At 68.8% G+C, this 12,420-nt stretch carries 8 protein-coding genes; 5 read left to right on the top strand and 3 right to left on the bottom strand.

Annotation, left to right across the window (positions count from 1 at the left end; genetic code table 11):
- Positions 1-23: 23 nt before the first annotated feature.
- The 5 genes from Vau01_RS32245 (at position 24) to fxsT (ending at position 8,044) form a co-directional block, all read left to right on the top strand.
- Complete coding sequence (locus Vau01_RS32245) at positions 24-701, top strand: AzlC family ABC transporter permease (protein ID WP_239152023.1); 678 nt, start codon at positions 24-26, stop codon at positions 699-701.
- Positions 698-994, top strand: a complete 297-nt coding sequence (locus Vau01_RS32240) for an AzlD domain-containing protein (protein WP_204000495.1) — start codon at positions 698-700, stop codon at positions 992-994. Before Vau01_RS32245 ends, Vau01_RS32240 begins: the two co-directional genes overlap by 4 nt.
- 936 nt (positions 995-1,930) lie before the next feature.
- Positions 1,931-2,131: a hypothetical protein gene (locus Vau01_RS32230; RefSeq protein WP_204000492.1), complete on the top strand. Its 201-nt coding sequence runs from the start codon at positions 1,931-1,933 to the stop codon at positions 2,129-2,131.
- Between the two features lie 13 nt (positions 2,132-2,144).
- Positions 2,145-4,208 carry a VMAP-C domain-containing protein gene (locus Vau01_RS32225; protein ID WP_204000489.1) on the top strand — a complete coding sequence of 688 codons (2,064 nt, stop codon included), beginning with the start codon at positions 2,145-2,147 and terminating at the stop codon, positions 4,206-4,208.
- The gene (gene fxsT, locus Vau01_RS32220; protein ID WP_204000486.1) at positions 4,205-8,044 is read left to right on the top strand and encodes an FxSxx-COOH system tetratricopeptide repeat protein; all 3,840 of its coding nucleotides are present in this window, start codon (positions 4,205-4,207) and stop codon (positions 8,042-8,044) included. The genes Vau01_RS32225 and fxsT overlap by 4 nt, the downstream gene beginning before the upstream one ends.
- Positions 8,045-8,059: 15 nt before the next feature.
- Here the strand turns inward: fxsT and Vau01_RS32215 are convergent, their stop codons facing one another.
- The 3 genes from Vau01_RS32215 to Vau01_RS32205 all read right to left on the bottom strand — a co-directional run bounded on the left by Vau01_RS32215 (position 8,060) and on the right by Vau01_RS32205 (position 12,413).
- On the bottom strand, positions 8,060-9,907 hold the full coding sequence (locus Vau01_RS32215; RefSeq protein WP_204000483.1) for an HEXXH motif domain-containing protein: 1,848 nt from the start codon (positions 9,905-9,907) through the stop codon (positions 8,060-8,062).
- A 55-nt stretch (positions 9,908-9,962) separates the two neighbouring features.
- On the bottom strand, positions 9,963-10,142 hold the full coding sequence (locus Vau01_RS32210) for a hypothetical protein (RefSeq protein WP_204000480.1): 180 nt from the start codon (positions 10,140-10,142) through the stop codon (positions 9,963-9,965).
- A gap of 1,005 nt (positions 10,143-11,147) precedes the next feature.
- The gene (locus tag Vau01_RS32205; protein ID WP_204000477.1) at positions 11,148-12,413 is read right to left on the bottom strand and encodes an McrC family protein; all 1,266 of its coding nucleotides are present in this window, start codon (positions 12,411-12,413) and stop codon (positions 11,148-11,150) included.
- Positions 12,414-12,420 lie beyond the last annotated feature (7 nt).

Genomic DNA, 12,420 nt, shown 5'->3' with positions numbered 1-12,420 from the left:
CTATGGCTGTTAGTCTAGCGGGCATGGTCGATCAAGGTTTCCGGGCCGGCCTGCGGATCGGTCTCAGCCTGGCGGCGCCGGCGTTCCTGCTTGCCATCACGTTCGGGGCGATCGTGCGGGCGCAGGGCTGGGGGATCCTCGCGCCGGTGGTCTGCTCGATCGTCGTCTTCTCCGGGTCGGCGCAGTTCGCGCTGGTCGCCACGCTCGCGGGCGGCGGTGGTATCGCGCCGGCGATCGCGTCGGCCGCGCTCATCAACGCCCGCTTCCTGCCGATGGGCGTCGCGGTCACCGGCAGCCTCAAGGGGAACCGGTGGCGCCGGGCCGTCGAGGCGCAGGCCGTCGTCGACGCATCCTGGGTGGCCGCGCATCAGGGCGACGGACGCTTCGACCGCGAGTTGCTGATCGGCTCGACGATCGTGCAGTGGCCCGCCTGGGTCGCCGGCACCATCGTCGGCGTGCTGATCGCGCCTCCGCCCGACCTCACCGAGACGCTCGGCCTCGACGTCGTGTTCCCCGCGTTCTTCCTGCTGCTGCTCATCGAGGAGGTGCGGGGGTCGCGCCGGGCCGCGCTGGCCGCGGGCATCGGAGCGGCCACGGCGGGCGCCCTGCTGTGGCTGGTGCCGGCCGGCCTGGCGCTGCTGGGTTCCACGGTCGGTGCGCTGACCGGCCTGCGCCCGCCTTCGGAGGAGAAGCCGTCATGACACTGTGGATCGTGATCATCTCCGTCGCGGTCATCAGCTTCGCGATCAAGGCCGCCGGCCCGGCGCTCCTGACCGGCCGCGACCTGCCGGCGTGGACCGGCGGCGTGATCGCGCTGCTGGCACCGTGCCTGCTCGCCGCGCTGGTGGTGGTGCACGTCATCGAGGACTTCAGCGTGGCGGTGCTGGCCGGGCTGGCGGCGGTGGTCGTCGCGCACCTGCTGCGGGCGCCGATGCTGGTGTCGGTACTGGCCGCCATTGTCACGACGGCGGTGCTGCGCGCCGTTGTGGGCTGAGCCGGGCATGGCGAGCCGGCCGGAGGCGGACTGAAGTGGTGGAGCGGGCGACGAGAATCGAACTCGCGTAATCAGTTTGGAAGCTGCCCGATGATCGTCCCGTGCGGTCCCGGCTAGTTCCCTGCTTATGTCGCTGACCTGCGGGTTTATTCCGGCTAGGTTCCGGTCGGTCCCACTGCGGCAACCGTGGTTCGGTTCGGTTCCCTAGCAAGATCCCTAGCAATTGCTGCGCGCAACCTGCCGGCGGGACCCCTTCCTCGCTCAGCCTGCCGATGGCACCGCCGTCGCTGCCGGCCATGACGGCCCACTCGCATCCGCAGGGTGTCGTCTCTGACCATCGGGTACCGCCTCCTGGCCGGCGGTAGCTGGTACGGCCGGGTGGTGAGGTGGACCGCGACGCCGCCGCCGGCGCTCCTTGAGTCGTCCCACCTCGGGTTCATCGCCGGTCGCGTTCGGCTCGCGGAAGAAGAACGCGTGTGATGCGCCGCACGAGGGTCATCGAGAGCGCCGTGCGCGATTTCGAGTTCGGTCAGCGACCGTCCGCCGCCCTCCGGAACCCAGCCGTACCGCCCAGCGAGAATCCCGATGAAGTACGGACGGCAGTTGTCGATCTCGGCGCAGGTCGACCCCCGACCACGCGACCGCGCGTTCCTCGCAGGCCGCCCGCGGACGGGGGAACACCCGCTTGACCAACTCCTCCCGTTCGGCGTGCAGGTCCCGAAACGTCGACCGGACGAACACCCGCACGACCCGCCCAGTCATCGTCCACTCCCTGGCTCGACCAGAGATTCAGCCTATCGACGACACACAGGCGGAAGGAATTTGGAAGGTTATTCACCAAGCTATAGAGGCCTATACGAATGGTGCCGGGGTAAGCGATACTGGCGTCCCGCCACGCTTGGGGTCGTCGCGATCAAATGATCGGGAGGTGACGGGATGAATGTGATCGAGTTCGGCGGCAACGCGAAACTGATCGCGAATCGGAATCCGCGCAATGATGCGCGCACACCGCCAATGACCTGCGCAGATGCTGATGTCGAGATCCTTTCGGCGATCGTGCACAACGATCATATTTGCGCACGATCCAGGAGCCCTTTCGATGTCAATATCGTCTTCGCCTCCGGGAAGACCGGCTGACGAATCGGACTGGATGCTCGGCGAAGTAAACGTCGGCATCATCACCGCGCTGCCGATCGAGTTCGCGGCGATGGAAAGCCTGCTGATCGGTGTGCGGCAGGTTCACCCGCCTGGCGACCCGAACACCTACAGCGTGGCGACCCTGCCCAGCAACGACGATGACCAGTCGCACCGGGTCGCCCTCGTGACGCTTCCGGAGCAGGTCGGCACCCGCTCGGCGGCCGTGACGTGCTCTGACATGCTCCGGTCGTTCCCCGCCATCAAGTGCGTGATCATGGTCGGCATCGCGGGCGGCATCCCCAAGCCGCACAACCCGCCCAAGCACGTCCGCCTCGGCGACGTCGTCGTCGCGACCAAGGGCATCGTCGACTATGGCCACGGCCGGCAGGTCGACGGCGAGCACCACCCCCGCCGCCAGACCGACGGCATGGTCTCCAGTTGGCTCAGCCGCGCCGTCAGCGCGCTGCGCACCGAGCACGCGCGCGGCCGCCGGCCGTGGGAGCAGCTGCTCGATCCGCACCGCACCTCGCAGGCGGGCCAATCCCCCCGGCCGAGCGCCGACGCCGACGTCCTGTACGCCCGCGGGCTGGTCGTGCAGCACCCGGATCACACCGAGTCCGGGCATCCGGCGTCCTATCCGAAGATCCACTACGGCGCGGTCGCATCGGCCGACGTGCTGGTGCGCGACGAGGTCGCCCGCGACAACCTCGCCACCGAGTTTCCCGACCTCATGGCCATCGAGATGGAGGGCGCGGGGATCGCGGCGAGCACAGCCGCCCACGACCTGCCGTGGTTCATGGTCCGCGGCATCACCGACTACTGCGACAACGTCGGCAAGAACGACGTCTGGCACCCGTACGCCGCATACGCCGCCGCGGCATACGTCAAGGCGCTGCTGGCGGCCGCGCCACCGAACGTGCGGGTGCTGCCGCTGTTCCCGCGCGAGGTTCACGACCGGGTCCGCAAGGTGCTGCGGCATGTGTCCGGAGTCGACGTCGGCAGAGTCTGGCGGGCCACCGTGCCCGACCTGCCGGAGCCGCCCGCCGGTGTGTTCGACACACCTGAGCGGGCGTTTTCGCATCTGTCGGCGATGAACGCCGACACCGCCGGCCTGCACCCGACCGTCCGGTTCGTCGACGGCCTGGGCGATGCCTGCGCCGACGTCGAGACCGCCCAACGCCTGCACCAGGACGCGGAAGCGTTGGCCGCACTGACCCGAAGCGGCCGCGAACTCGAGGCCTGGCGCCGCCGGCCGTTCCCGCCCGAGCCCGACCCGGACCGGTCACAGCCCTGCCTGATGATCGAGATCGACTGGGACGGCATCGACGGACAGATGTGCAACATCGGCTCGTACCTGCAGGATGCCGTCGGTAGCTGGCGGCCGCGTCCGGGCCCGGGCTTCGAGCAGGTGCGATTGGACGCCGCTGAGCAGCGCGTCGGTGAACTCGTCGACCGGCTGGAACAGGAGGAATGGCACTCCGGCCAGGTCACGATCGAGTTCTTCCTCCCCGTCGGGCTGCTGAACCTGCCGGTCGAATGGTGGCGCCCGCACACCACCCGTCAACGCCCACTGCCACCGCTGTGCGTCGACTACCCCGTGGTCGTGCGCAGCCTCGAACGGATGCACCGCAGCGCCCGTCCCCGGATCTGGCGCAACCGGTGGAACGCCCTCTCCTCGGCGCAGCTGCGGAACGTGCACTGGGGCGCCGACCCGAAAACCATGCAGGACCTGGCTGCATGGGAGGTGCAGCTGCGAGCGGACCAGGGCCTCACCTCGGTCGTGCTCAGCAGTTCCCCCGACTCGTGGCCGGGCGAGGACGAACTCGACACGGCGTTGCAGGCCGAAGTCCCCGTCATCGTCTGGGACCGTCACGTCCCACCGGTTCCCGAAAGCAAGGAAACCATCCGCCGGCTGGTCGGCGGCGCCCTGATGAACCTGCCGAAACGCATCCGCGACCTGCGGGCCGAGGCGGCCGGCCGGATCAGCCGCGGCGACGCCGAGCATCCCGGCCAGTTCGTCGCCCTGCTCTGGGACGATCCGGAACGGACCGTCCCGCCGGACACGGTGCAACCATGATCCGCCCCGTCAACCCGTTGCCCGGCGCCGACAGCATCGCCGAGGCCATGCGGTCGCTACGACGGCAGGTGCCACGGCTGGCGCTGGTCCTCGACGACGGGCCGTCGATGCAGGTGTGGCGGCCCACGATCGCGGCGTTCCAGGAGATCACCACCCGCGCGTTCGAGGACGTGAGCCTGTCGACGTTGCTGCCGGGCAGTCGCCGCACCGACGCCGGTGGACCGCCGCTGACCCGGCCGACCCTGGTCGTCACCGACGGCCTCGACCCGTTCTGGCGCGACGGTGCCGCCGCCCGCCTGCTGCGCCATTGGGGGCAGCACGTCCCGGTCGCGCTGGTGAATCCGTTCCCGCAGCGGCAATGGCACCTGACGAACCTCGTGCAACGCGCGGTGCAGCTGTCCGCCGACCGCAACGCCGTCGCCAACAAGGACCTGCGCGTCCGCGAAGACCGGCGACGGCGCGACCCGTTCGCGCGGCGCCTGCGCCCCGACGACCTGTACGTGCCGCTGCTGGAACTGCACGCGCGGTGGCTGGCCTGGTGGGCGGCGCTGATCGGCGGCCGGCGCGACACGTGGCTCGAAAGCACCGTGTTCGTCGCGTCGGCCGACGAGCCTTCCGCTGCCGCGGATCCTCCCGTTGCCGCGGACTCCGACGAACTGTCCCCGCAGGACCGCGTCTACGCCTTCCGCGCCCGCGCCTCGGCCGAGGCGTTCCGGCTCGCGACCTACATCGCCGCGGCACCCCTGGAACTTCCTGTCCTGCGATCCGTGCAGGGTGCCCTCCTGCCCGAATCCACCCCGGCGCACCTGGCCGAGGTCGTCAGCAACCCACTCCTCATGGCCCCAGGCGTCACCGACGACGGTGGCCCGTTCGCCCCCGAGCTGAGTTTCCGCACCGGTGTGCGCGGAACGTTGCTCGCCTGCGCCACGCGGGCCGAGTCGGCGCGGGTGATGGAGGTGGTGTCCACCCATTACGGCGACCGGGTCCCGGCTGCACAGGCCCTCTTTCGGCTTCTGGACGCACCCGACGACGTTCCCGACACGGTAGTCACCAATGAGACGTTGCCGTTCGCCGAAGTGGAACTCGCGGTCCTACGGGCCCTGTCCGGCCCGTACGGGCACCGCGCCCACCGGCTCAGAGAAGCCATCCGGCTCTCATCCGGCCCAGTTCCCGTTCCGTCCATCCAGGACGGTCCGGAAAGAGTGTCCGCCCACACCGAAAGCGGTGGGACTATGTCCGTTCCGACGCCACCCAGCAACGTGCCCCCCTCGTTCTTCCGGCAGCTGCCGGAGCACGCGTCACCGGTGGGCTCGATCAACGCGTTGCTCGGCGAGACCGACGCCGCCCAGCACGACACGGTGTGGGGCAACGTTCCGCCCCGCAACACCGACTTCACCGGGCGCGACGAGTTGCTGCGTTCGCTGGAGGACCGGTTACAGGCCGAGAGCGTCACCGCGGTGCTCCCACAGGCCCTGCACGGCATGGGCGGGGTCGGGAAGTCGCAGATGGCCATCGAGTACGCCTACCGGCATCGCAACGAGTACGAGGTCGTGTGGTGGATCCCCGCCGAACAACCGGCACAGATCCTCCGCGCCATGATGGAGCTCGGCGAGCAGCTGAACCTGGAGACCGGCCTCGAGGCGAGCGTCGCCGTGTCCGCCGTGCGTGAAGCCCTGCGACGCGGTGCGCCGTACACGAAGTGGCTGCTCATCTTCGACAACGCCGAAACCCTGGACACGGTCAATCCCTATCTGCCGCGGGGCGGGCCGGGCAAGGTGCTCATCACCTCGCGCAACGAGCAGTGGAGCGAAGTCGCGCAGTCGCTGGAGATCGACGTCTTCAGCCGCGCGGAGAGCATCGAACTGCTGCGCAAACGCAACCCCGACATGACCGTCGAGGAGGCCGACCAGCTCGCCGCCGTCCTCGACGACCTGCCGCTCGCGGTCGGGCAGGCATCGGCCTGGCGCGCCACCACGGGAACACCCGTCGCCGAATACATACGGCTGCTCAGCGAGAAACGCGAAGCGCTCGCCGCCGAGGCCGCGGCCGAGGGTTACGAGATCGCCGTCGCGGCCGCGTGGACCGTGGCGTTGGACCGGCTCGGCATCGAGAACCCGGCGGCCCTGCAACTGCTGCAGGTCTGCTCGTTCTTCGCCCCGGAACCGATCGCCCGCGAACTGCTGATCGGGCCGCGGAACGCGCGGATCTCCCCGGAACTCGACGAGACCCTGCAGAACCCGAGCAAACTCAACCGGGCCATCCGCGACATCCAACGCTACGGCCTGGCCCGCATCGACCACCGGGAACGGACGGTCCAACTGCACCGTCTGGTCCGCACCGTCGTTGTCAGCCAGCTCACGCCGCCGGAACGGACCGCGCGCGAACACGGCGCACACGTCCTGCTCGCCGGCGGCAATCCCGGCAACCCGGACGGCTCGCCGCAATGGCCCCGGTACCACGCCCTGCTGCCGCACGTGGTGGCGTCCAACGCGGTCGGATGCGAAGACGCCTGGGCCCGCCAACTCGTACTCGACGTCATCGAGTTCTACTACTACTGGGGCGACCACGAGAGCTGCCGTGACCTCGCCCGTCAGGTCGTCACCGAATGGCGATCCACCCTCGGTGCCGACGATCTGCAGACCCTCAAGGCGGCCCGGTGGCTCGGATACGAACAGCGGCTTCTCGGTGCGTTCGCGGAGGCGAGGCAGATCAACGCCGACTGCCTGGAGCGGCTCGAGGCCCGGTTCGGCCCCGAGGACGAGGAGACACTCGACGCGATGAGTCTGGTCGCGGCCGACCACCGCGCCGCCGGCGAGTTCACCCGCGCCCGTGACCTCGACCGCGAGGCGTTCGACCGCTGCATCGTCGAATTCGGACCCGACGACCCGATCACGCTGACGGCCGCGCACAGCCTCGGAATCAGCATGCGGCTCACCGGCGAGTTCCAGGCGGCGCTGGATCTGGATGCCGAAACCTACCAGCGCCGCGGCGAGGTCCTCGGCCTCGACCACATGCTGACCCTCCTGACACTCAACGGACTCACCCTCGACCTGCGGGAGATCGGCCAGTACCGGCGGGCGTTCACCGAGCAGGAACTGGTCTACGAGCGGTTCCAGCGCATCTTCGGCACCGACCACCCGTACACCCTCAGCGCCGCGCGCAATCTCGCCGTGGCCTGCCGCCGGGCCGGCTTCCACGAACGGGCCCGCAAGCTCGCCGAGGACACCCTCCAGCGCCTGCGGCAGAAGTTCAGCACCACAACAAATCCCGTCACCATCGCCGCGGCGCTGAACTTCGCCGTCGATCTGCGTGAGAACGACGAACTCGAACGCTCCCGGGACCTGGCGGCTCAGACCTATCAGGAGTACGAGAACTCATTGGGTCCGCAGCATCCGTTCACGCTGTACGCCCGCACCAACCTCGGCATCGTCCTGCGTCTCCTGGGCGACCTCGACGCGGCGCACGATCACGACTCGACCGCATTCACCCTGCTGCGCGACAGCCTGGGATATGACCATGTTCTGACCCTGACCTGTGCCACGAACCTCGCGAGCGACCTGGCTGCCCGCGGCGACCATCAGGGCGCGTACGACCTCGACGTCGACACCCTCGAGCGGTCCCGGCGACAACTCGGTGCCGGGCATCCGTCGACCCTGGCCTGCGAGTTGAATCTCGCGCTGGATCTGATCGCACTGGGCAGAACGGGGGAGGGGGAGCGCCGGTTCGGTGAGGTGCTCGCGGGCTACCGCCGGGCGCTCGGTGACGAACACCCGGCGATCACCGCGGCACTGGCACGGGTGCGCGCCAACTGCGACGTGGACCCGATGCCGCTGTGACGTCTCGCCCTGGCGTCAGGGCGTGATCACCTGGGCGATCCACGCGGTGAGGTCGACCGGTGACACCTGACGCGGCGCGGCCGCGTTGATCCGCCGGTACACCGCGAGCACGACCTCCGGCCGCCGCAGCAGGGCCAGGCTCGCCCCTCGCTGTCCTTCGCAGGCCAAGGCCAGACCGAGCCCGGTCCAGGCGTCGACCCGGTCCGGATCCTCCACGATCTGGTCGGCGAATCCCTTGCGGGCCGAGAGCGCGTCGCCGGTGAACAGTGCGAAATCGGCGTCGGTCAGTTCGGCCGCCCAAGTCTCGCGCGTCGCGGCGTGGCACTGGTCCGGTGCGAGAATCGACCTGCGAGCCAACCCCAGGCGGCCGTGCGACCACTGCCGCATCCCCGGATCAGAGTCCACAGTGGACAGTCCAATGTGGACGCTGTCGGTGAATCGCATGTCCCACAGTCCGACCATCTTCATGACGTCGTCAGTCGGCGGCGTGCAGTGCCGGATCCGCCAGCCCGCGCGGTGCGCGTCGGACACGAGTTGCGCCAGGCGGGCAATCGCCGGCTCGACGGCGTCGCCGGCCCACGATCCCAGTTCCTCCGCCAAGCGGTCGGTGAACGCGACGCCGTTCGAAGTGAGCCCGCCCGACGCCTGGACGGTCGCCAGCCCATCCGCCGCCTGGGCGCGGGCGTAGGCATACTCGAACTCGGCCAACGCGGCGTCCGCGGACTCGGCAGACTTATCGGACTTGGCCACGACGCGGTGCCGTCGCCAGAAGTCGGCAATCGCGAAGAAGGCGTACACACCCTGCATCAGACCGCCGAGCGGACGCGGGTCGTCCCGCCAGGGTGCGTAAAGGATCGAACTCTCGTCACCCTCGGTCAGGCGTAGCAGATGCATCAATCCACCGAGGCGAATATGAGCGAACTCGTGAACGAGGGAAACGGCAAACGTCACCGGATCCGGGGGTGGGGAGCACATGATCGAGCCGAAGGCATCTCCGGACGAGGCACTGCGCGTCTCGCCGCTGGGCCCCATGGGCAACGGCACCAGGGTCGTGAAACCACCGATCATCGCCCCGGCGACGTCGCCATGATGAGTGGTCAACACTTCCCAGGCCAAGGCCAGTAGCTGTTGCCAATGCAGGACTTCTTCGTCGTTCAGACGGGACGGCGGGATGGGATCGGCGAGATCGCGTAGCGGGTCGAGATCATCCAGCCAGACGGTCAACGTTCCGGCCGCTGCGTCACCGGTGGAGATCCGACGCAACGAGTACCACGCGTCGGTGTCGGTGCCGTCGTCGGGGATCGCGAGTTCCTCGCCCCGGAACGCGATGGTGATCCGACCGTCCTCGGTCTTCGCATCAGCGACGGCCCAGGGCTCTGCGGCGCCGAAGTGAACGAGCCCCCGCAACGGCACATAGGCACGGCCGTCCCGCAGCGGGATCCGCGTCGCGAACGACTGGCCCGCCGACGCCGCACACGCCAATGCCACGACATTCAGGTGACCGACGACGCCGCGCGAGGCGTGGTCGCGGGCGTGCTCGCGGAAGACGAATGAAAGCCAGGCCCCGACGCTGGGCGACAGCAGGATCTCGGTCACCGCGGCCGGTGCGCCCTCCTGCGCCCGCTCCAGCGCGTGCCAGGCGTGCATCGGCGGCAGCAGCGGGCCGTCCGGTTGATCGTCAAGAAGGTCATACAACCCACGCAGCAAGATCAGTCGCCGGCTCAACTCGCTGTCCCACAGCGCCGCGACGGTACGCCGCCCGCCCTTGCCGGCGGCGAGTTCGTCGAACGCGTGCTGGGTCAGCGTGTGTCGGGCATGCGGCCCGGAGTCGGTGCGGCTGTCAGCCGCGTTGTCTGGTGGCACGGGGACCGGCACTCCGTCCAGAAAGTGTGTGATGTCGAGGCGCTGGCGCGGGTCATCAGTCCGCCCGGCCGGGCGGACCGGAACTTCCGAGGTTCTTCCGCGGACGCGCAACCTGGGAGACGGCCTGCTCGACGGCCGCCCGGAGGTGGTCGTCCTGGCGCACCCGGATGTCGCGAAGCAGCCCGTGGCCGAGGTTCTCTAATTCTGTCTCGATGAGACCGTCTTCTTGCGGCATGTCACTCTTTCGGTCAGGGTGAGGCGGGGAATGAGAAAAAGGTGCTGATGGTACTAATGCGTCTATTCGGGCATCGTTAGATTAGGGGGACAGTCGTTCAACCGACGTGAGGCGCACCGGCGTGATCGCTCGTTCGGCCACCGGTGGTCGCGTCCGCCGAGCACGAACGACCGATCCCCGTGTCGTGCGGGCGGAGGATTGGAACCGCGTCGGGCTTAAGCCGTTCCGGCGACCCCGTACGCCGTAACCCGGCGGCTGGGGACGGAGCCGGGTCGACCGAAGGGCTTCGGCAGAGTCAGAACATTCGGGCGCGAAACACCCACATTCGAAAGGGCGGCACAACTGCGTTGCCATCGGTCGCCGGTCCTTTCGACGTCGGGGACGCGGATCACTGGTTGGTGCCCTACCAAGGCCCGCACCCAGTCGCGGCGAGAACCGATGGACCCGATGGGGAGTTCGGGTCAGAGTCGTGCGGCCGAATTTTGCACGAGTCCCACGTAGCACGGGAGCCTCGCGAGGTGTTGTTACGCAACCGTTCCCCATTAGACGCTTCCGCACGTCGGCCCCGTCTTTCGCAAAGTACGGTCCGTGGCCGAGGTTGGTTCCCGTGCTGATCTTGACCATCCGGTTGCGAACCGTCTTGACCTGCATGGTTGGGTAACTGGCGCATCAGCCGGCGGCCGATGCCGGATCCGACAGGTATAGCGGATCCTCCTCATCCGGCCTCGCCGGGCCAGGGGTAGAACACATGGGCGATCCCAGGGTCAGCGGGCAGTCCCGCGAGCCGAGCGTGCCGCCGTCCGTCTACCACGACCGTCCACACCGGACCGTCCGGACCGTGAGCTGCGGCCTGCTCCCGGTTGGCCGTGGCCATCGGGATCCCGAGCGGCGCCGAACCCAACCGGTGAGCGGGTTCGCCTCCCGTCTGGCACTCGGCAACCAGAACAGCACCGGCCAGGCCGGCACGCCGACGTCCGGAGGTCGCAGTCCGCGAAGCGGCCAGGCTCAGACGTTCACGTCGCTCAGGGTGTCCGACGTCAAGGTTGCTCGAATAGTCTCGTTTAATCGTATTCGTGCGTTCGGGTCGCGCAGGGCGGGCATGATCGCGTGGAGGTCGATCGCCGTGGTGCGGACCCGAGCGGCGGGCCTGCCATTGCTGCTTCGGATCAGGACGCGGTCCCCGCTGCCGGTGTCGCCCGGGTAGACGAGGACGGCGGTGGGAAGCTGCGGAGACGTGTCGGCGTGGCTGAATGCCTGGGTGTAGAGGAACGCCTGGTACAGGTCACTGGGGTCGATGTTGCGTTCGTCGTAGAGCTTGTACTTGACGTCGATGACAAGTCGCCGTGTGCCGCGGGTGAGGATGAGGTCGGGGATAACGGTTCCGTACGGGCGGCCGGTGGATTCGTCGATGAGGACGGACGTGTTGCGGGCTTGAGGTCGTACCCGCACGTCGGTACCGGCCATGGCGTCGATGACGAGGCGGGTGACGAAGTCTTCGAACAGCCGGTTCATGTCCAGTAGGAACACCGGTGCCCGGCCGGCACCGGCGCGGTACAGGTCTTCGACGGCGCCGCCGTGCAGCAGGAGCAGACTCCAGTAGTGGGCGTGGCGGTAGTGCGCGTTCTGCCGGGTGTAGTGCAGCAGGGTGGCGGCTGCCGTCGGGTCGAGGCAGGTCGGGTCGCATAGGTCGGCGAAGTCGGTTGCCACTCGACGCGCGTGGACCCGTACGGTGGGCGCCGATGCGGTACGGGCCGCCAGGGAGAGTCCGGCGGCCAGGACCTGGTTATCCAGGGTGTCCGTCTCGTACTCGTCGTAGCGGCACTCCAGTTTGTCGAGTTGCCCGAACCGGCGCAGGAGTTGCCGGTCGGCCAGCAGTCGGCCCCGCACCGCGGGCAGGGTGTCCTCCCGGGTGACGTACTCGCGATTGGGTCCGCGGCGCAGGATGGCGTCGGATTGGCGGGTCAGCAGATGGCAGACCAGGTCTCGTAGGTGTGCCCCGGCACCGGCCAGGTGGCGCACGGCGTCGAGTTCGCGGACGGCGTCGAGGCCGCTAGCGTAGTCCAGCATCTGGAGGACGCCGAGGTTGCCGCCACAGGCTTTGGGGACGATGTGCAGCTCGTGCTTGTCGAACCGGACGACTCCGATCCAGGAGTAGGTGGTGATCTCGGCCTGGCCGTCGGCGAGCCAGCGGATCTGTAGTCGCCGCCGGTTCGCATCGATGGCCTGGCCCAGCCGCCGGTCGGCGGGGCTCGGCTGTGGCCATGGAACCACTCTGGTT

It is taken from the genome of Virgisporangium aurantiacum (genome assembly GCF_016863635.1).
Taxonomy (GTDB): domain Bacteria; phylum Actinomycetota; class Actinomycetes; order Mycobacteriales; family Micromonosporaceae; genus Virgisporangium; species Virgisporangium aurantiacum.
Note: the sequence above shows the minus strand (reverse complement) of the source record. Positions and strands in the feature narration are given on the sequence as shown.

Coding starts and splice junctions, on each gene's coding strand:
- Vau01_RS32245 (WP_239152023.1), top strand. CDS start 24: ATGGTCGATCAAGGTTTCCGGGCCGGCCTGCGGATCGGTCTCAGCCTG.
- Vau01_RS32240 (WP_204000495.1), top strand. CDS start 698: ATGACACTGTGGATCGTGATCATCTCCGTCGCGGTCATCAGCTTCGCG.
- Vau01_RS32230 (WP_204000492.1), top strand. CDS start 1,931: ATGAATGTGATCGAGTTCGGCGGCAACGCGAAACTGATCGCGAATCGG.
- Vau01_RS32225 (WP_204000489.1), top strand. CDS start 2,145: ATGCTCGGCGAAGTAAACGTCGGCATCATCACCGCGCTGCCGATCGAG.
- fxsT (WP_204000486.1), top strand. CDS start 4,205: ATGATCCGCCCCGTCAACCCGTTGCCCGGCGCCGACAGCATCGCCGAG.
- Vau01_RS32210 (WP_204000480.1), bottom strand. CDS start 10,142: ATGCCGCAAGAAGACGGTCTCATCGAGACAGAATTAGAGAACCTCGGC.